This window comes from Pseudoxanthomonas sp. GW2, from assembly GCF_000283075.1.
Classification (GTDB): domain Bacteria; phylum Pseudomonadota; class Gammaproteobacteria; order Xanthomonadales; family Xanthomonadaceae; genus Pseudoxanthomonas.
The window spans coordinates 54,763-76,177 of the sequence record NZ_ALIP01000113.1; the positions used below are offsets into that span (position 1 = coordinate 54,763).

Sequence of the window (21,415 nt, forward strand, 5' to 3'; positions counted from 1 at the left end):
CCGATGACCTCGTGCCGGTCCGTGGGGCACGCGACGCCTGTCCGCCGCGCCGGCCGCATGCCCGGCATCGAGCCGCGGGTGGCATGTTGCGGCCAGAGCCGTGCTCCGCAGACGCTTCCTTGTGCAGTCATGGTCGCCAGGGCGCGCTGCGGCGATGGTGGACCTGGCGCGTACGTGTGCGGGCGGCCGCACATGGGGATTGCCTGCTTGCAGCAGGCTGTCGTCGCTCCGGAGGCTGCGCCACGGGTGTTGCTTCCGTGCCAGGCCTGCGGGCTTTGTCGCGTGCCGCGGATAGCGACGGGCGCCTGCGCGGAAGTGGCGGGCGTGTGGCCCGTGTGCGCGTGCCGCGTCGACCAGGCCTCGCGCGGGTCCGTGGCTTGCATGCGGTGCGCGGGGCAAAAAAAAGACCGTCGACGGTAAAGTCGACGGTCCTTGAAAAATGGCGCGCCCGGAGAGATTCGAACTCCCGACCGCCTGGTTCGTAGCCAGGTACTCTATCCAGCTGAGCTACGGGCGCGCTGCTGAGGCGCGAAATTATGCGTGGGTGGGGCAGGGTCGTCAACACCTTTTTTGCGTCTGGTCGAAAATTTTTTCCGCGAGGGTTGAGGCCACCGTCCCGGGGCTGCGCATCCAGCTGAAATGGTCGGCGCGGACCTGCAGCTGTTGCTGGTCGAGCACGACGATTCCGGCCTGCGCGCGCGGCAGGTGCGCCAGCAGTCCGTGCAGCGACGAGGCCGGACCCAGCCAGTCGTCGGCCAGCACCACCGCCTGCACAGGGAGCTGCAGTGCAGCCATGCCGGCTTCCAGGTCCAGCGTGGTGCCGGCGGCGGCGTAGCGTCCGCTGCGGCCCACCGCGGCCCAGTCGGCGATCAGGCCTCGCGCCTCGGTGCCGCCGAAGCCCAGGCGGCGTCCGTGCAGCACGCCCTGGCGTCGCGCCAGCCACGGCAGCAGGCGGTAGGCCAGTGGCAGCAGCCAGCGCCGCGGCGCGGGGAAGCTGCGCCAGTACGGCGTGCCGCTGGCGACCAGGGCCAGGCCGGCAATGCGCTGCGGATGCAGCCCGGCCAGGCAGCAGGCCAGCTGGCCGCCGAGGCTGTGGCCGCCAAGCCATAGCGGCGCGTCGCCGGGCACCGCGTCCAGGCTTGCCGGCAGGTCGCGGCTCAGCAGCTCGGCGTAGCCCCAGTCCCGTTCGCGCGAGGGCCGCAGCGAACTGCTGCCGTTGCCGCGCCATTCGTGCAGGTGCACGGCGATGCCGTGCGCGGCCAGCGCCGCGGCCAATGGCAGGTAGTGGCGCGCGGCCACGCCCAGCGCCGGCAGCCACAGCAGCCGCGCGCGCGGCTGCGGCGGGGCGACGCGGGCCAGCGTCCAGCGGTGGCCGTCGGCGGCGGCGAGGACCTGTTCGACCGTGGTCGGTTCGCTCATCGGCCGGGAAGGACGGCGAAGTGGTCCAGCACCAGCACGTCGCCGCGGCCGGGACGCGAGCCGGCGCGCAGCGCGGCGTGCACGTAGTCGGTGGCCTGGCGGCAGGCCTCGCGCAGCGGCAGGCCGCGGGCCAGGTTCGCGGCCACCGCCGAGGCCAGGGTGCAGCCGGTACCGTGCGCCTCGCCCTGCAGGCGCGGGTGCGCCGTGCGCTGTTCGCCCTGGGCGTCGACCAGGATGTCCACCACGTCGCCGCTGCCGGGCAGGTGGCCGCCCTTGAGCAGCACCGCCGCGGCGCCAAGCGCGCGCAGCGCGGTGGCGGCCCCGGCCATGGCGTCGAGGTCGGCGATCCTGCCGCCCAGCAGCAGCTCGGCCTCGGGCAGGTTGGGCGTGATCACCGTGGCCAGTGGCAGCAGGCGCGTGCGCAGCGCGTGCAGCGCGTCCTCCTCCAGCAGGCGCGCGCCGCTGGTGGCGACCATCACCGGATCGACCACCAGGTGTGGCGGGCGGTGGCGCTCGAGCGCGTCGGCCACCGCCTCGATCACGTCGGCGTTGGCCAGCATGCCCAGCTTGACCACGCGGATGTCGAAGTCGTCGAAGCAGGCATCGATCTGGGCCTGCAGGAATTCCAGCGGTGGCACGTGCACCGCGGTCACGCCGCGGGTGTGCTGCGCGGTCAGCGCGGCCAGCGCCGACAGGCCGTGCACGCCGTGCGCGGCGAACGCCTTCAGGTCGGCCTGGATGCCGGCGCCGCCGCCGGAGTCGGAGCCGGCGATGGTCAGGGCGGAGATCACGGATGGGGTCTGCATGCGCCCATTGTGCCGTGCCCGGCGCGCGGCGTGGGCTCAGCCGTGCGCAGCCACCAGGGACTGCGCCAGCTTCAGCGCGCGGTCGAAGTTGGAGGCCAGGTGCAGGCCGCCGGCACCGCCGTCCAGGCCCATCTGCGCGACCACCCGGTTGGGCTGGTCGCGCAGGCCGGAGAGGATCAGCACGATGCCCTCGCGCTGGCAGCGCTCGGCCAGCTTGCGCAGCGCGTGCACGCCGCTGGCGTCGATCACCGGCACCAGGCGCATGCGCAGGACCAGCACCTTCGGCTTCTCGAAGAACTGGTCGAGCAGGCTGTCCAGGCGGTTGGCCGCGCCGAAGAACAGCGGGCCGCCGATCTGGTAGGCCTCCACGCCGCGCGGCAGGCGCAGGCGCTGCTGTTCGTCGCGGGCGCGGGCGGCGGCCTCGTCCAGGTCGTCGTCGGTCATGCGCACCCCGGAGCTGATCTCGACCGATTCGGACATGCGGTACATGAACACCAGCGCCGCCACCACCACGCCGGCCTCGATCGCCACGGTCAGGTCGAAGAACACGGTCAGCAGGAAGGTCAGCAGCAGCACCACGCGGTCGCCCCACGGCGCCGACAGGGTGGTGCGGAAGTGCTCGTACTCGCTCATGTTCCAGGCCACCACCAGCAGCACCGCGGCCAGCGCGGCCAGCGGCACGTAGCGCATCAGCGGCGCCAGCAGCAGCATGAACAGCAGCAGGTAGCCGGCATGCAGCATGCCCGACACCGGCGAGCGCGCGCCGGCGCGGATGTTGGTGGCGGTGCGCGCCAGCGCGCCGGTGGCCGGCAGGCCGCCGAACAGCGCCGAGGCCGCGTTGGCCACGCCCTGCGCGACCAGCTCGCCGTTGGAGCGGTGGCGGCCGCCGGTCATGCCATCGGCCACCACCGCCGACAGCAGCGACTCGACGCCGGCCAGGAAGGCGATGGTGAAGGCGCTGGGCAGCAGCTCGAAGGTGCGCTCGAAGGGGATGCGCGGGAAGTCGAACGCGGGCAGGGCCGTGGGCAGTTCGCCGAAGCGGCTGCCGATGGTATCGGTGGGCAGGGCGAACAGCGTGGTCGCCGCCGTGCACACCAGCAGCGCGACCAGGAAACCCGGCCACTTCGGCTTCCAGTAACGCAGGCCGACGATCACCACCAGGCCGAGCACGGTCATGGCCACGGTGGCCGGCTGGGTGGTGGCGAAGTGTCGGGCGTAGGCGCTCCAGCGCTCGACGAATTCCGCCGGTACCTCCTCCATCTGCAGGCCCAGCGCATCCTTGACCTGCGAGGAGAAGATGCTCACCGCGATGCCGGCCGTGAAGCCGGTGATCACCGGCTGCGGCATGTATTTCATCAGCGTGCCCAGGCGCAGCAGCCCGGCGGCGATGAGCATCAGTCCGGCCAGAAGGGTGCACAGGATCAGCCCGCCGTAGCCGAATTTCTGGATGACCACGAATACCACCGGGATGAAGGCCGCGGTCGGTCCGCCGATCTGCACCCGCGAGCCGCCGAGGGCCGAGATCAGGAAGCCGGCGATGATCGCCGTATGCAGGCCTTTCTCCGGCGTGGTGCCGGAAGCGATCGCCAGGGCCATGGCCAGCGGCAGGGCGACGATGGCCACGGTCAGGCCGGCAAGCGCGTCCGCGCGCAGGTGCTGGAGGGTGTAACCCTCGCGCAGGGTGGTCCACAGCTTGGGTTCGAACTGCTGCAGGTAGGTGCGCAGCCGGGTGGCGTCCATTACCCCTCCCGTCGATGTTCCCGTTCCGGGGCGCCGCTGTCGTCGGGCGTGCTGCCCGGCTGGCGCAGCAGGCGCAGTGCATGGTTGCGGTAGATCACGTAGCCGATGCCGGTTGCGCCGGTCAGCGCGGCCGGGATCGCCAGGGCGTGGTAGCCGAACGCGCGGAAGCCCCAGGTGCCGAGGATACCGCCGCAGAGGAAGCCGCTGATGATCAGGCCGCTCAGCGTCAGCCGGCGCATCGGCAGCGGCAGGCCGCGCAGCAGGTGGCCCAGGCCGATGCCCAGGTCGGTGAACATGCCCGACGGGGGGGTGGTGCGCACCACCGCGCCGCTGTAGGTGGTCACCATCGCGTTCTGCAGGCCACAGGCCATCGCCGCCAGCAGCGCGCCGTTGAGCTGCTGGCGCAGGAACAGCGGGATCGCCGCCAGCAGCAGCGCCGCCTCCAGGGCCAAGGCCACGCCGTAGCGCCGGCCCAGGCGCAGGGTGCTGTCCTGGATGATCAGGCCGCTGAGCATGGCGCCCAGGCTGAAGGCGATCAGCACCGCCCACAGGTGGCGCACGCCGCGCCAGTTGCCGTCCGCCAGCGCCGTGCCCAGCTGGGTGGTGGTGCCGGTGACGTGGCTGACGGCCAGGTGCTCGAAACCGAGGAAGCCGACCGCATTCACCATGCCGGCAATCCCGGCGAGGGTGATCGCGCCAACCCAGACCCAGCGTGGCAGCCGCGTGTTCATGCCGCTCGGCGGGGCTCCCGGGGCATCAGGCCGGCTCCCTGAGGCGCACGCCACGCCCCCGGCCCGTGCTGGGCTGGTCCTCGCCGATCAGTTCGACGCCGGCCGCGTTGAGCGCGCCGACCACCTTGGTCAGGGTGCCGACCACTCCGCGCACGGTGCCTTCGCTGGCTTCCATGCGCTGGATCGTGGGCAGGGACACGCCGGCCAGCGCGGCCAGCTGGCGCTGGTCGATGCCGAGCAGGGCGCGGGCGGCCCGCATCTGGGCAGCGGTGATCATGGATGCAATGGTCCCCCTCCAGCCATGCCTATGCAAGCCTGGGGCTTGCCAGGTGATGTCCCATGCATCACCTGGTCGCTGCCCGGAGCTGGCCGGAAAGGCGTTGCCGGGCGCCCGGCTCCCCCGTCCCCGCTCCCCGGGGAGAGGGGGGGGGGCTCAGAGCACCTCGGAGGCGAAATCGGCCAGGCGCGAGCGCTCGCCGCGGCGCAGGGTGATGTGGGCGCTGTGCGGCCAGGCCTTGAAGCGGTCCACGGCGTAGGTCAGGCCGGAGGTGGTCTCGGTCAGGTACGGGGTGTCGATCTGCTCGACGTTGCCCAGGCAGACGATCTTGGTGCCGGGGCCGGCACGGGTGATCAGGGTCTTCATCTGCTTGGGCGTGAGGTTCTGCGCCTCGTCCAGGATCAGGTAGCGCGAGAGGAAGGTGCGGCCGCGCATGAAGTTCATCGAGCGGATCTTGATCCGCGAGGCGAGCAGGTCGTTGGTCGCGGCTCGGCCCCAGGCGCCGCCTTCTTGGTTGTGGGTCAGCACTTCCAGGTTGTCGGTGAGCGCGCCCATCCACGGGGTCATCTTTTCCTCCTCGGTGCCGGGCAGGAAGCCGATGTCCTCGCCGACGCTGACCGTGGCGCGGGTCATGATGATCTCGCGGTAGCGCTGCTGGTCCATGGTCTGGGCCAGGCCGGCGGCGAGCGCCAGCAGGGTCTTGCCGGTCCCGGCGGTGCCGAGCAGGGTGACGAAGTCGATCTCGGGGTCCATCAGCGCGTTGAGCGCGAAGTTCTGCTCGCGGTTGCGCGCGGTGATGCCCCACACCGCGTGCTGGCCGTGGCGGTAGTCGTCCACCAGGGCCAGCACCGCGCGGCCGCCTTCGACGCTGGCCACGCGCAGTTCGACCTCGTCCTCGCCGGGCAGGTACAGGAACTGGTTGGGGTACCAGTCCTCGTCCTCGCGCAGCTCCACCTCGTAGCAGGTGCGGCCGCGGTCGGACCAGGAGCGCAGGTCGGCCGAGTGGCGCTTCCAGAAGTCCGCCGGCAGCTCAGTGGCGCCGGTGAACAGCAGGCTGAAGTCGTCCAGGGCGCGGTCGTTCTCGTAGTCCTCCGACACGATGCCCGCGATCGCCGCCTTGATCCGCAGGTTGATGTCCTTGGACACGAACACCACCGGGATCTCCGGCGGAGTGACCTCCTTCAGCGCCAGGATCGCGCCGAGGATGGCGTTGTCCGGGATCACCGCGCCGAAGCTCTTGCCGGCCTCGAAGTGGCTGGTCTGGAAGCGCAGCAAGCCGGCGGCATGGCGCCCGCGCAGCTGCAGGCCGTTGGGCTGGCTCAGCGGCACCCCGCCATCCAGGCGCTGCATGCCGGCGCTTTCCACCAGGTCGTTGAGGAAGCGGCTGACCTGGCGCGCGTTGCGGCTGGCCTCGGAGGTGCCCTTCTTGGCGTTGTCCAGCTCTTCGATGACCTGCATCGGCAGGTAGATGTCGTGCTCCTCGAACTTGAACAGCGCGGTGGGATCGTGCATCAGCACGTTGGTGTCCAGCACGTAGATGCGCTTGCCTCGGGTCATCGTGGGTTCCTGGTGGCTGGTGCGGAACGGGCGAGGGTGGCGGACCGGCCGGGGCCGGACGCCGGACAGGGGCGAGCCGTCGCGGCCTGCGGGGCAGGGCGACGGTCGGCATGGAAGGATGGGCGGGTCACTTGCCGGTTTCGGCCTTCAGTGCGTCCAGCACCGCCTGGGCGTGGCCGGGGACCTTGACCCCGCGCCATTCCCGCGCGATGCGGTGGTCGGGCGAGATCAGGAAGGTGCTGCGCACCACGCCCATGACCTTGCGCCCGTACATGTTCTTCTCGTGGATCACGTCGAAGGCGCGGCACAGCGCCTCGTCGCCGTCGCTGACCAGCGGGAACCGGAAGCCCTGCTTCGCGCAGAAGTTGTCGTGCGACTTCACCGAGTCGCGCGACACGCCCAGCACGTCCGCCCCCAGCTCCCGGAACTGCGGCAGCAGGGCGTTGAAGTCCAGGCCCTCGGTGGTGCAGCCGGGGGGGCTGTCCTTCGGGTAGAAGTACAGCACCAGCCAGCGGCCGGCGTAGTCGGCGAGGGTGGCGCTGCCGCCGCCGGACAGGGCCAGCGGCAGCTTGAGGGTGGCGCGGTCGAGCTTGGCGGGTTTCATCGTGCCGTTCGTGCCCCTCAGAACTTCATCGGATCCATGATCGCGTCGAGGTTCAGGTGGTCGCAGAACTCGAGGAAGTCGTCGCGCAGCGCGGCGATGTGCATGTTCGCCGGCACGCCGATGGTGACCTGCGCCGAGAACATCTCCGCGCCGGTCTGCATGGCGCGGTAGCGGGTGCTCTGCAGGTTCTCGATGGTGATGCCCTGGCGGTCGAAGAAGTCCGCCAGCTGGAACAGGATGCCCGGCTTGTCGGCGGCCACCACTTCCACGATGTAGGGCAGCAGGTTGGACTGCACCTGCTTGGCAGCGGTGCGGTACCAGTTGAGCTTGAGCCCTTCCTCCCGCTCCAGCCGGCCGAGCATCGCCTCCAGCTTCGCCACCGCGTCCCACGAGCCCACCGCCAGCGCGGTCATCGACACGTCGCGGCCGACGGTGGCCAGGCGGGCATCGACCAGGTTGCAGCCGCTGTCGGCGATCCGGCGGGTCACCGGCAGCAGCGGGGACTCCGGATGCGTCGTGTAGGCGTTGATCAGGAGGTGGTTTTCGTTCGGCGAAGGCCGCTGTGGGGTGTCGGTCAAGGAGGCTTCCGCGGGTGTTTTCACATGCTGGAAGGCGCGCCGACAGGGGGCGCGCCGCCGGGCCAGCATACTTGCCCGTGCTTTGAGGCCGCAAGTATGATCGGGCCTCCTTCAGGCGGCCCCGCGACATGCGCTTGCGCCGCAGAATCCAGAGCGAAACCGGCTTGCACCCCACCGGCCTGATCACCGCGCTTGCCACCCCCTTCGACGGCAACGGCGCCATCGATTTCGACGCCTGGCGCCGGCTGCTGCAGTGGCAGCTGGCCGCGGGCGCGCAGGGCCTGGTCGTGGCCGGCTCCACCGGCGAGGCGGCGATGCTCGACGACGCCGAGTACGACGCCCTGCTGCAGGTGGCCGTGGAAACCGTGGCCGGGCGCGTGCCGGTCATCGCCGGCACCGGCCAGTCCGGCACCGCCGCGACCATCGCCCGCACCCGCCGCGCCGCGGCGGCCGGGGTGGATGCGGCCCTGGTGGTGACGCCCCCCTACGTGCGCGCCACCCAGGCCGGGCTGCTCGCGCATTACCGTGCGGTGGCCGGGCAGGGCGGGCTGCCGCTGGTCCTGTACAACGTGCCCTCGCGCACTGCCTGCGACCTGCTGGCGGAAACGGTGGCCGAACTGGCCGGGCACGAGAACATCGTGGCGATCAAGGAAGCGGTGGCCGATCCGGCCCGCATCCAGGCCCTGGTCGCGCTGTCCGGCGCGCACTTCACCGTGCTCAGCGGCGACGACGGCAGCGCCGCGCGGGCCATGCTGTCCGGCGCGCATGGCCTGGTCTCGGTCGGTTCCAACATTGCCCCGGCCGCCTACCGTCGCCTGTGCGACCTGGCCCGGGCCGGCGACCCTGGCGCGGCCGCCGACTGGGATGCGCGGCTGGCGCCGCTGCATGCCTTCTGCGGGATCGAGCCCAACCCGATCCCGGTCAAGGCCCTGCTGCGCGCCGCCGGCTACGGGCAGGGCCTGCGCCTGCCGCTGCTGCCGCTGTCTGAACGGCACCACGACGAGGCCGCGCGCATGGCCGCACTGGCCGCCGAACTCGAAGCACACTGCCGCTGCACTACGCTGGCGGCCTGACCAAGACCCATCCGGAGAGCATTGCCGATGTCCCGTTCCTCACGTTTCGTGCGCATTTCCGCGGCTCTGCTGCTGGGCGTCACCGTGGTTGCCTCGCTGGGCGGCTGCAAGGTCTTCCGCAAGGGGCCGCGCGGCGACTACGCGCTCAACGCCGAGCAGCGCCCGCTGGAAGTGCCGCCGGACCTGGACCTGCCGGATACCTCCGGCGCCATGGCGGTGCCGTCGCCGGGCGGCAGCCCGGCGCAGCTGCCGGCCGCGCCGGCCGATTCGCAGAGCGGCTTCACCGTCGCCGGCGGCCAGCGCGACCAGGTGTTCGAACGCGTCGGTGCTGCCCTGGAGGCGATCGAGGGCTTGAGCATCAGCAACCGCGCCCAGCTGCTGGGCAGCTACGACGTCAGCTACCAGGGCGAGAGCTTCCTGGTGCGCGTGGCCGCGGTACGCGGCGGCGCGTACGTGTCGGCGGTCGATCCGCGCGGCGTGGCCGCCACCAGCCCGGCGGCGGTCCAGGTGATCGCCTCGCTGCAGGCCACGCTGGCCCGCTGATTGCCGTATCACGTGGCCCGCGCCGGTCGCGGCGCGGGCCACGGCGTTTCCGCGCCGCGCGGGAAGCCTCTGGCCCCCGGGCCTGCGTCGCGGCGACGCCAGGGCGTGCGCCGGCAAAGCGGGCGCATGGCGTTTCCGGCGCGGATGCCGCCCTCTGCACGGGGGGCGGACGTTTCTTCCTGCAGGAAGCCCTGGCGGCCGGCGTGGTGCATGGCCGGCGGCATCGCGATGTCGTGGGCCGCGCCGCCGGCGCGGCCGGCAAGCGCCTCAGCGCTCCAGCAGCTTGAGCTTGTCCGGCTTGCCGTCCCACTCGGCGGCATCCGGCAGCGGTTCCTTGCGCACGGTGATCACCGGCCAGGCCTTGGACAGTTCGGCATTGAGCGCGACGAAGCCTTCCTGGCCGGCCGGCACGTCATCCTCGGGGAAGATCGCGTTGGCGGGGCATTCCGGCTCGCACAGGGTGCAGTCGATGCACTCGTCCGGGTCGATCACCAGGAAGTTCGGGCCTTCGTGGAAACAGTCCACCGGGCACACCTCCACGCAGTCGGTGTACTTGCACTTGATGCAGTTCTCGGTGACGACGAAAGGCATGGGTGGACCAATGGAAGCTTCAGGAAACGCGCCATTCTAATCCAGCGGGGGTGGGCGCGTCGCGCCGGGGCTCAGCCGAAGCGCGCGCGGGCCAGGCGGTAAAGGCCCAGCGCGGCCAGGTCCTCGCGGTGGCGCTGCACGGTGCGGCCGTGCGCGGACAGGGCGCGGGCGTAGCGTTCCAGCAGCGCATCGCTGCCGACCAGGTGCACCGGGCCGTCCGCGGCGCCGGCCAGGGCCGGCTGCAGTTCGTGGCCGACCAGTAGCCCGGAGAGGTAAGAGGGCAGGGCCTCGGCCTCGAAGCGCGCGAACAGGGCCGCGGTGCGCACGCCGAACAGGTCGTGCAGCAGGCCGCCGCCGGCGCGCGCCGCGGCCAGGCCGGCGTCGAACGCGGCCGGGTCCAGCGGCGGTTCGGTCGCCGGCATGCTGCGCGCGAGGATGCTGTGCCGGCGCAGCAGGCCGTAAAGCTCGCCGGTCAGCGCGGTGGAAATGCCGGTGATGGCGCCGTCCTCGACCCGCACCCACTTGCTGTGGGTGCCGGGCAGGCAGACGTCGTGGCGGCCGGGCCCCAGCTGCGCGAGCAGGCCGGCGACCTGGGTTTCCTCGCCGCGCATCACGTCGGCGGCGGCGCCGCGATGGTCGGCCATGCCTGGCACGCACCACAGCCGGCGGCCGCGCAAGGCGTCGCCGGCGTGAGTGCCCAGCTCGACCATGCCCGCGGCCAGGGTCGCGATGCCGGCGGGGCAGGGCACGTAGGGCACCTCGATCCAGCCGCCGCGCGCGCCGACCATGCCGCACAGCAGGACCAGCGGATCGTCCCAGTCGCCGATCACGCCGGCCAGGGTCTGCGCGTGCTGGCCGTCGCAGGCCAGCGCGCCGACCTCGCCGCGGCGCTGCCCCAGCACCCGGCCATGGTCGTCGAGGCGATACGCGCGCAGGTTGCTCCCGCCCCAGTCGACCGCAATCAAGCAGGCAGCTCCACCCGGCTTTCCGGCAGGCCGAGCGGGCGGCCGAGCTCCAGGGCGTACAGGCCGCCGGAGCCGGGCGCCTGCGCCAGCGCGGCGGGGTCCAGGCCCTCGGGCGAGGTAATCACGTACAGCGTGTCCAGCCCGGGGCCGCCAAACGCGCAGCACGAGGGCTGCGGCACCGGCAGCCGGATCTGGCGTTCGATCCCGCCGCCGGGGGCGAAGCGGACCACGCGGGCGCCGCCCCAGCGCGCGTTCCAGATCCGGCCCTCGGCGTCGATGCAGGAGCCGTCCGGCGAGCCGGCGGCGGCGCCGGCGGCAACCACCGGCGAGGGCGCGCCCACCTGCGCGGTGTCGGGGTCGTACCCGGCCTGGAGGATGCTGCCGGCCTGCGTATCGCACCAGTACAGGGTGCGGCCGTCGTGCGCGAAGCAGATCGAGTTGGGGATGCCGATGCCGCCCAGCGGCAACCGGCGCAGGCCGTGGGCCGCCGAGTACTGGTACATGGCGCCGGTGGGCGCGTGCCCAGGGTTCTCGTTCATCGTGCCGAACACGAAGTTGCCGTGGCGGTCGGCGCGGCCGTCGTTGCTGCGGTGGCCGGGCAGGGCCGGCTCGATGTCGGTCAGGTGCCGCAGCTGCAGCGGCCCGGGGGCGTCGGCGTCCACTTCAGCGCGGTACAGCGCGCTGGCCAGCACCAGCAGCACGGAGTTGCCCTGGCCCAGGCCGATGCAGCCGGGGCGGTCGGGCAGGTCCCAGTGGCGGGTCAGCCCGTCGCCGGGACGGTGCAGCCACAGGCGCCGGCCATGGATGTCGACCCACAGCACGGCCTGGCGCTGGGCGCACCAGAGCACGCCTTCGCCATGCGAACACTTCGAATCGACGACCAGCCGAGGGCTCTGTTCCATGGGCTCCCTACCATTCGGCAATGCTGGAATCGGCGTGCCGCCATACCGGGTTGCGCCAGTCCGGCGGGTTGGCGTGCGCGGGGCGCAGCCGTTCCTCGTCGACCTCGACGCCCAGGCCCGGTCCGGGCAGCGCGCGGATGTGGCCATTGTCGCAGCGGAAATCGTCCTTGTTGAGCACGTAGTCGAGCAGGTCGGCGCCCTGGTTGTAGTGGATGCCGATGCTCTGCTCCTGCAGCACCGCGTTGTGGGCGACGAAGTCCAGCTGCAGGCAGGCCGCCAACGCCACCGGACCGAGCGGGCAATGCGGTGCCAGGGCGACGTCGTAGGCCTCGGCCATGGCGGCGATCTTCAGGCACTCGGTGATGCCGCCGGCGTGCGACAGGTCCGGCTGCAGGATCGCCAGCCCACCTGTTTCCAGCACGCGCTTGAACTCGAAGCGCGAATACATGCGCTCGCCGGCCGCCAGCGGGATCGGGGTCGACGCGGCCAGGCGCGGGTAGTACTCGGCCTGCTCCGGCAGCACCGGTTCCTCGACGAACAGCGGCCGGAACGGCTCCAGCTCGCGCAGCAGGGCCTTGGCCATCGGCGCGCCGACCCGGCCGTGGAAATCCACGCCGAAATCCACGCTGTCGCCGAAGGCCTCGCGCACCGCGGCGACCCTGGCGACGGCCTGGTCCACCGCGCGCGGGCTGTCGAGCAGCTTCATCTCCTCGGTGCCATTGAACTTGAAGGTGTCGAAGCCCAGCCCGCGGTAGCCGCGGATCTGCTCGACCAGGTCGGCGGGGCGGTCGCCGCCGACCCAGCGGTAGGTCTTCATGCGCTCGCGCACCAGCCCGCCGAGCAGCTGGTACACCGGCACGCCCAGAGCCTTGCCCTTGATGTCCCACAGCGCCTGGTCGATGCCGGCGATGGCGCTCATCAGCACCGGGCCGCCGCGGTAGAAGCCACCGCGGTAGAGCGTCTGCCACAGGTCGTTGATGCGCGAGGGGTCCTTGCCGACCACGTATTCGCCCAGCTCGTGCACCGCCGCCTCGACGGTGCGCGCGCGGCCCTCGACCACGGGTTCGCCCCAGCCGGTGATGCCCGCGTCGGTCTCGACCTTCAGGAACAGCCAGCGCGGCGCGGCGTGGTAGGTGGTCAGGCGGGTGATCTTCATGCGGCGTGGTCCATGTAGGCCTGGCGGAAGGCACGGGCGTTGCGGCGCGTGGCTTCCGGCGCCTGGCCGGGGCGGTAGAGCTCGCCGCCGATGCCGGCGCCGGTGCATCCGGCAGCCAGCCAGGCGGGCAGGGAATCGGGGGTGATGCCGCCGACCGCGAACAGCGGCACCCCGGCCGGCAACACCGCGCGCAGCGCGCGCAGGTGGCCGGGCCCGTAGGTCGCGGCCGGGAACAGCTTGAGCATGCTGGCGCCGGCCTCCAGCGCGGCGAACGCCTCGCTGGCGGTGGCGAAGCCCGCCAGCACCTGCAGCCCGCCCGCGGCGGCGTGGCGGATAAGGTCGGGGTTGGTGTTGGGGGTGACGATGAAGCGCGCGCCCAGCCCGTGCAGGATGTCCACTTCCTGCCGGCGCAGCACGGTGCCGCCGCCGATCCAGGCGCGCTTGCCGTGCGCGCGCACGGCTTCGCCGATGCTGGTGGCCCAGTCCGGGGAATTGAGCGGTACTTCGATCGCGTCGTAGCCCTCTTCCAGCAGCGCCGCGAAGTGGGCGGGCGCCTGCCCCGGGGGAAGCCCGCGGAGGATGGCCACCAGCGGCAGCCGGAACGGCGATGGGGCAGGGGTCATGGGCAGGCTCCGCGGTGGCGTGGCGCGATCCTACGCACGATCGCCTGCGCCGGCGCTATGGGGTGCAAAGTGTCCTCCATTGGGCGGCGGCGCATTGCGGGGGAGGGGCCGGAACATGCGCGCCGCATGCGTAAGGCTCGCTTTTCTGGGATATGTTTGGAAATGAAATTTCCGATCCGAACTATTCCCGGGACATATAGGATCGTCCAATGAACCGCACGCCCTCGGCCTCGCATTGGGCCAATCCCGCCCGGTTGAAGACCCGCCACCTGATGTTGCTGCTGCCCCTGGAGGAGCAGGGGTCGGTGCTGCGCGCGGCGGAGGCGGCACGCATGACCCAGCCTGCCGCGTCCAAGCTGCTGGCCGAGATCGAGGGCCTGCTGGGCGTGCCGCTGTTCGAGCGCCACGCCCGCGGCGTGCAGCCGACCTGGTATGGCCAGGTGCTGATCCGGCGCGCGCGCAGCGCGTTGCTGGAGATCGGCCGCGCCCAGGAGGAGATTGCCGCGCTGCGCGACGGACGCATGGGCAGCGCTTCGATCGGCACCGTGGTCAACCCCGGGACCAACCTGGTGCCGGCGGCGGTGGCCGCGATCAAGCGCGAGCACCCGGACATCCTGGTGCGGATCGAGATGGACTACAGCCGGCCGCTGCTGGCGCGGCTGCTGGACGGCCAGCTGGACCTGGTGGTCGGGCGGATCATGGAGCCGGCCGGGGGCGCCGACCTGGAATTCGAACCGTTGGCCGACGAGCCGCATTCGGTGATCGTGCGGGCCGAGCATCCGCTGGCGGGGCGCACCCGGCTCACGCATGCGGACCTTGCGCCCTATGGCTGGATCCTGCCGCCGCCGGACTCGGTGCTGCGCACGCGGCTGGAGACCATGTTCCTGGAGCACGGCCTGGCGACCCCGGGCAACGTGGTGGAGACCTCGTCCCTGCCGGTGACGGTGAACCTGCTGAGGGCCAGCGACCTGCTCACCGCCCTGCCGGTGGAGGCGGTGGCCCCGTACCTGACCGCGCGCCAGCTGGCGGTGCTGCCGCTGGACCTGGGGGTGGGGATGGAGTCGTTCGGGATCATCCGCCGCCGCGGCCACCTGCTGTCGCCGGCCGCGCAACGCGTGCTCGAGGCCCTGCGCACGGCGGCGGCCGCGGTCTACCCCGGGGCCCGCAACAGGCTTGGATTGCCCTCAAGGGGAGCCTGAAGTCACAACTGCAACGGCGTTCCATACGATGCTTGACCGGCGTCACGTGGTACCGTTAACGTCGGCTTCACGTACTCCCGCCGGACCGCGGGGGACGTTCTTGCAAGTCCCTGAAAACCGAAAGAAATCCTTACTCTCTGGGAGGGGAACTGGATGTCGAACCACATGAACCGTGCTGCGGGCCGCGGCGCCAAGTCGCGCCTGTATCCGCAGCCCTGCGCCCTGGCCCTGGGCGTGGCCATCGTCCTGGCGGGCGCCGGCGCCAACGCGCAGGACAGCAACGCCAACGCGGGCTCCGATCCGGCGGTCGAGCTGGAGACGGTGCAGGTCACCGGCCTGCGCGGCAGCCTGATGCGGGCGCAGGACCTGAAGCAGGACGCCGAGCAGATCATCGACTCGGTCACTGCGCAGGACATCGGCGCCCTGCCGGACCGCAGCGTGACCGAGACCCTGAAGCGCGTCTCCGGCGTCACCGTCACCGGCTTCGCGGCGCGTGACGATACCGACCACTTCTCGGCCGAGGGCAGCGGCGTGATGATCCGCGGCCTGACCTTCGTCCGCGGCGAGCTCAACGGCCGCGACGTGTTCAGCGCCAACGGTGGCCGCGGCCTGAGCTTCGAGGAGATCCCGGCGGAGCTGATGGCCGGCGTCGACGTCTACAAGAACCCCTCGGCCGAGATCATCGAGGGCGGGCTGGGCGGCACGGTCAACCTGCGCACCCGCAAGCCGTTCGACGAGCCGGGCCGCAAGATCGCCGGCAGCGTGGACTACAACTACGGCGACAAGGCCAAGGACGCGCGTCCGTCGGCCTCGTTCCTGTTCTCCGACCGCTGGCAGACCGGCATCGGCGAGGTGGGCTTCCTGGCCAACCTCTCGTACTCCGAGCTGGCCACCCAGTCCGACGGCATCCAGATCCAGCCGTATTCCCGCCGCGGCCGCACCCCGGCCGAGCAGCCGGAAGGCCTGCCGAACGGCGAGGGCTGGGTGTACGACTGGGAGCAGGAGACCTGGGTGCCGTCCGACAGCCAGCGCGACCTGCTGCTGGAAGGCACCGACCGCGACCACGTGTTCGTGCCGGGCGGCGTGAACTGGCGCCGCACCGACTTCGACCGCAAGCGCCAGGGCGGCGCGCTCGTGTTCCAGTGGCGTCCCAGCGACGACACCGAGATCACCACCCAGGTCATCACGTCCAAGTACGACATGGCCTGGCGCGAGCACTACATGGAGTACGCCGGCGCCGGCGAGGCCAACGACACCTCCAACTGGACCGGCGACCCGAACCACTACGGCAACGCCTACGACGGTGGCGACGGCCTGGCCGACCGCACCAACCGCCTGATCCCGATGCCGGGCACCCGCTTCCTGTACGACGCCAACGGCCGCTTCCTCAAGGGCGCGATCCGCCTCGGTGGCTGGCGCGGCACGCCGGACGACGAGACCCCGTCGATGTACAAGGGCCCGGGCATCCAGTTCGTGGCCGGCAACCGCTACAACGTGCAGTCCTCGCAGACCACCGACTGGTCGACCAGCCTGCGCCACTACATGACCGACAAGCTGGTCATGCGCGCCGACTTCCAGTACGTGAAGGCCGAGAGCGACAACGTCGACTTCGCGGTCCATACCTCCAGCCTGCTGGAGGGCATCACCCTGGACCTGACCGGCAAGTACCCGTCGGTCACCCTGGACGACCCGAACTTCGCGCTGCAGCAGGAGAACTACTTCTGGCGCTCGGCCATGGACCACCTGGCCGACAACGAGGGTCGCGAGCGCGCCGGCCGCCTGGACTTCGAGTACAGCTTCGACAGCGACTGGTGGCGCATGGCCCGCTTCGGCGTGCGCGTGGCCGACCGCGACTACAGCAGCTTCTCCACCACCTGGAACTGGGGCGTCATCAGCGACGACTGGAACAAGATCGAGGGCAACCCCGATCCGAGCCGCCCGCCGGTGGCGTGGCTGGACCAGTACTACAGTGGCAACTCGCAGCTGTATACCCTGAAGGACTTCTTCGGCGGCAAGGTCAACCTGCCGACCCAGTTCTGGACGGCCGGGGACGACTTCGTCAACATCGCCAAGGTCCGCGACACGCTGGGCGCCATCCCGGGCGCGCAGTGGCGTCCGATCGCCTACTCGCCGTCGGCGATCAACGAGCAGCATGAGCGCACCCAGGCGGCGTACGGCGCGCTGTACTTCGAGAACTACGACCGCTTCGGCGTGCCGGTGGACGGCAACCTGGGCGTGCGCGTGGTCAAGACCAGCGTGACGAGCAAGGGCGGCGGCCTGATGCCGGACATGACCACCGGCTACCTCGAACAGGTCGACCCGGCCGTGCGCGAGGCGTTCTACGGCCAGCCGTTCGAGAGCGAGAACAGCACCTCGTACACCGACGTGCTGCCGAGCCTGAACGTGCGCGTGCGCTTCGACCATGGCCTGCAGTGGCGCTTCGCCGCGTCCAAGGCCATCGCCCGTCCCGAGTTCCGCCTGATGCAGAACTGGATCACGCTGGGCGCCAGCGCCGCCGGCTGCGCCAACGCCATGCGCGACGGCCTGCGCGACGAAGCCGACCTGTGCAGCTTCGACGACCTGAGCTACTTCGGCAGCGGCGGCAACCCCGAGCTGAAGCCGATGCGCGCCAACCAGTTCGACACGGCGCTGGAGTGGTACTTCGGTCCGGCCAACAGCGCGTACATCACGCTGTTCACCAAGGACGTGAAGGACTACTTCGCCTCCGGCATCAGCACCGAGATCATCGACGGGCGCGAGTACGTGATGACCCGTACCCGCAACCTCGACGAGGGCAAGATCCGCGGCTTCGAAGTCGGCTACTCGCAGTTCTTCGACTTCCTGCCGGGCTTCGGCATCCAGGCCAACTACACCTTCGTGGACAGCAAGGGCGGCACCAACGTCGACGTCGGCATCCCCGACGGCAACGCGCCGACCGAGGTCCCGGTGGACCTGCCGCTGGAAGGCCTGTCGCGCCGCAGCTACAACGTGATGGGCATCTTCGAGCGTGGCCCGATCTCGATGCGCCTGGCGTACAACTGGCGTTCGCGTTACCTGCTGACCTCCAGCGACGTGATGCCGGCGATGCGCCAGCCGGTGTGGAACGACGACTACGGCCAGCTGGACGGTTCGATCTTCTTCAACCTGAACTCGAACATCCAGCTGGGCCTGCAGGCCAACAACCTCACCAACAGCACCACCAAGCTGCTGATGGGGCCGCGTGGCTACCGTCGTGACGGCTTCATCGACGAGACGCTGTACAACCGCGCCTGGTTCGAGAACGACCGCCGCTACTCGCTGGTGCTGCGCGCCAGCTGGTAACCGGAGCGACCGCCGCGCACGCGGCGGAAGCAGCCAGCCCAAGGCCCGCGGGGAAACCCGCGGGCCTTTTTCTTGTCCATTCCGGCGGGGAATACCTGCACGGGGATAATTTCATTGGTGGGGCATGCCTGCCCGAACCTATGCTCGGGCGACGCGGGTCCCCGACGCGCACGCAGCTCCCGGACCCGCAGGCCGATATCCCCACGCCGGCCTTGCGCAGACAACCCGAACGGACGGCGTCACCGTCCATGCTTGACCACACGTGTCCTGGGAGGGAACGCAATGTCCAAGCATTCTTCGCGCAACCGGCGGTCGCGGTCGCCCGCCCGCGCCGCGTCCGCCCGCAGCCTGCTGGCCCTTGGCGTGGCACTGTCGCTGTCCGGCCCCGTGTCCGCGCAGCAGGCGGGGGGGGAGGCGGTGGAACTGGACGCGGTCCGGGTCACCGGCATACGCGGCTCGGTCTACCGGGCCCAGGACATCAAGCGCGACGCCGACACCTTCGTCGATTCGGTCACCGCGCTGGACATCGGCGCGTTGCCGGACCGCAGCGTCACCGAGACCCTGTCGCGCATCCCCGGCGTGACCATCGACCACTTCCTCTCGGTGGGCGACCCGGAGCATTTCTCCGCCGAGGGCGGCGGGGTGGCGGTGCGCGGCCTGACCCAGGTGCGCTCGGAGCTCAACGGCCGCGACAGCTTCTCCGCCTCCGGCGGGCGCAACCTCAGCTTCCAGGACGTGCCCTCCGAGCTGATGGGCGGGGTGGACGTGTACAAGAACCAGACCGCGGCGATGATCGAGGGCGGCCTGGGAGGCACGGTCGACCTGCGCACCCGCCTGCCGTTCGACCAGGACGGCCGCAAGGTCAGCGCGTCGCTGAGCGTGAACTACGGCGACTTCGTCGAGGAATACAAACCGTCCGGCTCGTTGCTGTACAGCAACCGCTGGCAGACCTCGGCCGGCGAGTTCGGCCTGCTGGTGGACGTGGCGCGCTCGGAGCTGGCGACCCGCACCGACGGCCTGTTCGTGCGCCCGTTCTTCGCCAATGCCAACACCGACCTGGACGGCGACGGCGGCAACGAGCTGCTGTGGCTGCCGCGCGGGGCGGACTGGCGCACCCTGGATTACGAACGCCAGCGCGACGGCGCCTACGTGGCCCTGCAATGGCGCCCGGACGCCGGCATCGAGGTCACCGGCACCGCGTTCCAGAGCAAGTACGACGAGCTCTGGTACGAGGACGCGATCTTCGTTTCCAACGATCCGCTGCAGGTCGTGCTCGATGCCAGCCAGCCGTACGCCCTGGACGGCAACGTCTTCCGCTCCGGCCGCCTGACCCAGGCCGGCGGCGTGCCGATGGGCACCGACATCCGCGCCTCGCACCGCAAGTCCAGGACCACCGACCTGTCGCTGGGGCTGGACTGGCAGCTCAGCGACCGCACCCGGTTCGCCACCGACTTGCAGTACATCAAGGCCGATACGCGCGCCCTGGATTCCACCGTGGCCCTGGGAGTTAACGTTCCCTGGATCGACGTCGGCCTCGGCGGCGTGCCCCGGATCGGCATCGATGCCGGGTTCACCACGGACCCGGCCAACTACTACTGGGGCTTCACCATGGAGGACCTGGTGGACAACGTGGCCGAGGAGGTGGCGTGGCGCGCCGACCTCGACCACGCCTTCGCCGGCGCGGGCTTCCTCAAGGGCTTCCGCACCGGCGTGCGCACCACCCAGCGCAAGGCCACCAACATCGACACCGGCTACAACTGGCAGCCGGTGTTCCAGACCTGGATGAGCTGGTGGGCGCTGCCGTCCGACCAGATGCCGGGCCTGGACCTCAACGACAAGATCAATTCCAGCCTGGTCAACCTCAACACCTTCCGGAACTTCTACCGCGGCGGCGCCAATACCCCGGGTGCATTCCATGCCCCGGTGCTGGGCACGGCCCTGGGCTACCCGGCGAGCTACAAGGACATCCACGACGCGGCGACCCCGTACTACAGCTGCTGCTACGGCGGCTTCGAGGAGCGCGAGGCCGGCGGCGAGTACACCAACCGCCAGCGGGAAGACACCTACGCGGCGTATTTCATGCTGGAGTTCGGCCTGGACGGCGCGCTGCTGGACGGCAACGTCGGCGTGCGCGTGGTGCGCACCGAGAACACCGCCGACGGCTTCCTGGTGTACCCGGACGTGCCGTACGCGCCGTACCTGGGCGCGGGCGAGGTCGAGCCGATCGCCGCGCGCAACGCCTATACCGACGTGCTGCCGAGCCTCAACCTGCGCTGGGAGCCGGTGGACAACCTGATCTTGCGCTTCGCCGCGTCCAGGGCGATCGCCCGCCCGGACTTCGGCGACATGCAGGCCTACCAGGTGCTGACCGTGGGCACCCGCGATGGCGTGACCGAGCCGGAGCAGGGCACCCTGCCGATCGGCGACCTCGAGCTGTCCGGCAGTTCCTACGACAACCCGTACCTGGACCCGATGCGGGCCAACCAGTTCGACCTGTCGGCCGAGTGGTACTTCGATCCGGACCGCGGCGGCATGGCCTGGATCAACCTGTTCCACAAGGACGTCAAGGACTACTTCCGGCGCCAGACCCGGCTGGAGTCCTATCCCGGGCGCGACGGCAACCAGTACGAGTACCTGGTCACCCGTCCGGTCAACGTGGGCACCGCACGCATCCAGGGCGCCGAACTGGGCTGGAACCAGTTCTTCGACTTCCTGCCCGGTCCGCTCGGTGGCCTGGGCATGTCCGCCAACTACACGTACATCAAGAGCTCGACGAAGGTGCCGGTGGATTCGGATACCCAGCCGGTGGATACCGATGGCACCGGCTTCGCCGACCTGCCGGCCGACGGCCTGTCGAAGAACTCCTACAACGTCGCCGTGTTCTACGAGCGCGGCCCGTGGCAGGTGCGCTTCGCCTACAACTGGCGCAGCGAGTACCTGCTGTCGATCGGGCCCAACGGCTACAACGGCGAGGACGGCGGCATCCCGTGGAAGCTGCCGGTTTTCAGCGACGACTTCGGCCAGCTCGACGGCTCGGTCTTCTACCGCATCAACGACCACGTGCAGCTGGGCCTGGAGATGAACAACCTCAACAACGCCGAGCAGCGGACCATCATGAAACAGAACGGCGCCGGGGACCGGGTGACGTCCTGGTACGTCAACGACCGCCGCTACGCGGCCACCCTGCGGGTCAACTTCTGATGCCCGCGTCGTGCCCGTGCCTGCACCGGGCCACGTCGCGCGGCGTGGATCTTGCGCAGTGCAGCACATGATCCTGGCGGCAAAGAGGCGCGGGTGAGGGGAAGGAACGGTATCGTTCGGCCCACGAGG

The 21,415-nt window shown here is 70.7% G+C and carries 18 protein-coding genes and 1 tRNA gene; 5 read left to right on the forward strand and 14 right to left on the reverse strand.

Annotation, left to right across the window (positions count from 1 at the left end; translation table 11 throughout):
* Nucleotides 1-440: 440 nt before the first annotated feature.
* The 9 genes from B351_RS0109225 to B351_RS0109265 all read right to left on the reverse strand — a co-directional run bounded on the left by B351_RS0109225 (nucleotide 441) and on the right by B351_RS0109265 (nucleotide 7,781).
* Nucleotides 441-517, reverse strand: a tRNA-Arg gene (locus B351_RS0109225).
* A 41-nt stretch (nucleotides 518-558) separates the two neighbouring features.
* The gene (locus B351_RS0109230; RefSeq protein ID WP_019398752.1) at nucleotides 559-1,419 is read right to left on the reverse strand and encodes an alpha/beta fold hydrolase; all 861 of its coding nucleotides are present in this window, start codon (nucleotides 1,417-1,419) and stop codon (nucleotides 559-561) included.
* Nucleotides 1,416-2,225 (reverse strand): bifunctional hydroxymethylpyrimidine kinase/phosphomethylpyrimidine kinase, encoded by an 810-nt coding sequence (thiD, locus tag B351_RS0109235; protein WP_026010544.1) that lies wholly within the window; start codon nucleotides 2,223-2,225, stop codon nucleotides 1,416-1,418. Before thiD ends, B351_RS0109230 begins: the two co-directional genes overlap by 4 nt.
* A gap of 36 nt (nucleotides 2,226-2,261) precedes the next feature.
* Complete coding sequence (locus tag B351_RS0109240) at nucleotides 2,262-3,965, reverse strand: SulP family inorganic anion transporter (protein WP_019398754.1); 1,704 nt, start codon at nucleotides 3,963-3,965, stop codon at nucleotides 2,262-2,264.
* A complete protein-coding gene (locus B351_RS0109245; protein WP_019398755.1) occupies nucleotides 3,965-4,696 on the reverse strand; it encodes a YoaK family protein in 732 nt (243 codons plus the stop codon). Before B351_RS0109245 ends, B351_RS0109240 begins: the two co-directional genes overlap by 1 nt.
* 25 nt (nucleotides 4,697-4,721) lie before the next feature.
* Entirely contained in the window at nucleotides 4,722-4,973 is a 252-nt protein-coding gene (locus B351_RS0109250) for a helix-turn-helix domain-containing protein (RefSeq protein WP_019398756.1), read from the reverse strand.
* A 156-nt stretch (nucleotides 4,974-5,129) separates the two neighbouring features.
* A complete protein-coding gene (locus B351_RS0109255) occupies nucleotides 5,130-6,530 on the reverse strand; it encodes a PhoH family protein (RefSeq protein ID WP_019398757.1) in 1,401 nt (466 codons plus the stop codon).
* Between the two features lie 127 nt (nucleotides 6,531-6,657).
* Nucleotides 6,658-7,134 carry a peroxiredoxin gene (locus B351_RS0109260; RefSeq protein ID WP_019398758.1) on the reverse strand — a complete coding sequence of 159 codons (477 nt, stop codon included), beginning with the start codon at nucleotides 7,132-7,134 and terminating at the stop codon, nucleotides 6,658-6,660.
* A gap of 17 nt (nucleotides 7,135-7,151) precedes the next feature.
* On the reverse strand, nucleotides 7,152-7,781 hold the full coding sequence (locus tag B351_RS0109265; RefSeq protein ID WP_026010545.1) for a glycine cleavage system protein R: 630 nt from the start codon (nucleotides 7,779-7,781) through the stop codon (nucleotides 7,152-7,154).
* Nucleotides 7,782-7,876: 95 nt separating this feature from the next.
* Here B351_RS0109265 and dapA point away from each other — a divergent pair, with 95 nt between their 5' ends.
* Nucleotides 7,877-8,785, forward strand: coding sequence for a 4-hydroxy-tetrahydrodipicolinate synthase (gene dapA, locus B351_RS0109270; RefSeq protein ID WP_019398760.1), 909 nt, complete (start codon nucleotides 7,877-7,879; stop codon nucleotides 8,783-8,785).
* Between the two features lie 27 nt (nucleotides 8,786-8,812).
* Nucleotides 8,813-9,328 (forward strand): hypothetical protein, encoded by a 516-nt coding sequence (locus B351_RS0109275; protein WP_019398761.1) that lies wholly within the window; start codon nucleotides 8,813-8,815, stop codon nucleotides 9,326-9,328.
* Between the two features lie 267 nt (nucleotides 9,329-9,595).
* Here the strand turns inward: B351_RS0109275 and fdxA are convergent, their stop codons facing one another.
* From fdxA to B351_RS0109300, 5 genes are all read right to left on the reverse strand, one after another.
* On the reverse strand, nucleotides 9,596-9,919 hold the full coding sequence (fdxA, locus tag B351_RS0109280) for a ferredoxin FdxA (protein ID WP_019398762.1): 324 nt from the start codon (nucleotides 9,917-9,919) through the stop codon (nucleotides 9,596-9,598).
* A gap of 71 nt (nucleotides 9,920-9,990) precedes the next feature.
* Nucleotides 9,991-10,884 carry a 2-dehydro-3-deoxygalactonokinase gene (locus B351_RS0109285; protein ID WP_019398763.1) on the reverse strand — a complete coding sequence of 298 codons (894 nt, stop codon included), beginning with the start codon at nucleotides 10,882-10,884 and terminating at the stop codon, nucleotides 9,991-9,993.
* Nucleotides 10,881-11,786 (reverse strand): SMP-30/gluconolactonase/LRE family protein, encoded by a 906-nt coding sequence (locus B351_RS0109290; protein ID WP_019398764.1) that lies wholly within the window; start codon nucleotides 11,784-11,786, stop codon nucleotides 10,881-10,883. The genes B351_RS0109285 and B351_RS0109290 overlap by 4 nt, the downstream gene beginning before the upstream one ends.
* 7 nt (nucleotides 11,787-11,793) lie before the next feature.
* Nucleotides 11,794-12,942, reverse strand: coding sequence for a galactonate dehydratase (gene dgoD, locus B351_RS0109295; RefSeq protein ID WP_019398765.1), 1,149 nt, complete (start codon nucleotides 12,940-12,942; stop codon nucleotides 11,794-11,796).
* Nucleotides 12,939-13,565 (reverse strand): 2-dehydro-3-deoxy-6-phosphogalactonate aldolase, encoded by a 627-nt coding sequence (locus tag B351_RS0109300; protein ID WP_019398766.1) that lies wholly within the window; start codon nucleotides 13,563-13,565, stop codon nucleotides 12,939-12,941. The genes dgoD and B351_RS0109300 overlap by 4 nt, the downstream gene beginning before the upstream one ends.
* 209 nt (nucleotides 13,566-13,774) lie before the next feature.
* On the opposite strand from B351_RS0109300, the gene B351_RS0109305 reads away from it, so the two are divergent.
* The 3 genes from B351_RS0109305 (at nucleotide 13,775) to B351_RS0109315 (ending at nucleotide 21,286) form a co-directional block, all read left to right on the forward strand.
* A complete protein-coding gene (locus B351_RS0109305; RefSeq protein WP_026010547.1) occupies nucleotides 13,775-14,764 on the forward strand; it encodes a LysR substrate-binding domain-containing protein in 990 nt (329 codons plus the stop codon).
* Between the two features lie 165 nt (nucleotides 14,765-14,929).
* Entirely contained in the window at nucleotides 14,930-18,085 is a 3,156-nt protein-coding gene (locus tag B351_RS0109310) for a TonB-dependent receptor (protein ID WP_232207912.1), read from the forward strand.
* A 282-nt stretch (nucleotides 18,086-18,367) separates the two neighbouring features.
* Complete coding sequence (locus B351_RS0109315) at nucleotides 18,368-21,286, forward strand: TonB-dependent receptor (RefSeq protein WP_019398769.1); 2,919 nt, start codon at nucleotides 18,368-18,370, stop codon at nucleotides 21,284-21,286.
* The last annotated feature ends 129 nt before the right edge of the window (nucleotides 21,287-21,415 follow it).

What these genes read in the sequence shown, in the direction of transcription:
- B351_RS0109250 (WP_019398756.1), bottom strand. Translation starts at nt 4,973, where the DNA reads ATGATCACCGCTGCCCAGATGCGGGCCGCCCGCGCCCTGCTCGGCATC.
- B351_RS0109290 (WP_019398764.1), bottom strand. Translation starts at nt 11,786, where the DNA reads ATGGAACAGAGCCCTCGGCTGGTCGTCGATTCGAAGTGTTCGCATGGC.
- fdxA (WP_019398762.1), bottom strand. Translation starts at nt 9,919, where the DNA reads ATGCCTTTCGTCGTCACCGAGAACTGCATCAAGTGCAAGTACACCGAC.
- B351_RS0109305 (WP_026010547.1), top strand. Translation starts at nt 13,775, where the DNA reads ATGAACCGCACGCCCTCGGCCTCGCATTGGGCCAATCCCGCCCGGTTG.
- B351_RS0109265 (WP_026010545.1), bottom strand. Translation starts at nt 7,781, where the DNA reads ATGCTGGCCCGGCGGCGCGCCCCCTGTCGGCGCGCCTTCCAGCATGTG.
- B351_RS0109310 (WP_232207912.1), top strand. Translation starts at nt 14,930, where the DNA reads ATGAACCGTGCTGCGGGCCGCGGCGCCAAGTCGCGCCTGTATCCGCAG.
- dgoD (WP_019398765.1), bottom strand. Translation starts at nt 12,942, where the DNA reads ATGAAGATCACCCGCCTGACCACCTACCACGCCGCGCCGCGCTGGCTG.
- thiD (WP_026010544.1), bottom strand. Translation starts at nt 2,225, where the DNA reads ATGCAGACCCCATCCGTGATCTCCGCCCTGACCATCGCCGGCTCCGAC.
- B351_RS0109315 (WP_019398769.1), top strand. Translation starts at nt 18,368, where the DNA reads ATGTCCAAGCATTCTTCGCGCAACCGGCGGTCGCGGTCGCCCGCCCGC.
- B351_RS0109255 (WP_019398757.1), bottom strand. Translation starts at nt 6,530, where the DNA reads ATGACCCGAGGCAAGCGCATCTACGTGCTGGACACCAACGTGCTGATG.
- B351_RS0109230 (WP_019398752.1), bottom strand. Translation starts at nt 1,419, where the DNA reads ATGAGCGAACCGACCACGGTCGAACAGGTCCTCGCCGCCGCCGACGGC.
- B351_RS0109240 (WP_019398754.1), bottom strand. Translation starts at nt 3,965, where the DNA reads ATGGACGCCACCCGGCTGCGCACCTACCTGCAGCAGTTCGAACCCAAG.
- B351_RS0109245 (WP_019398755.1), bottom strand. Translation starts at nt 4,696, where the DNA reads ATGAACACGCGGCTGCCACGCTGGGTCTGGGTTGGCGCGATCACCCTC.
- B351_RS0109275 (WP_019398761.1), top strand. Translation starts at nt 8,813, where the DNA reads ATGTCCCGTTCCTCACGTTTCGTGCGCATTTCCGCGGCTCTGCTGCTG.
- B351_RS0109300 (WP_019398766.1), bottom strand. Translation starts at nt 13,565, where the DNA reads ATGACCCCTGCCCCATCGCCGTTCCGGCTGCCGCTGGTGGCCATCCTC.
- B351_RS0109260 (WP_019398758.1), bottom strand. Translation starts at nt 7,134, where the DNA reads ATGAAACCCGCCAAGCTCGACCGCGCCACCCTCAAGCTGCCGCTGGCC.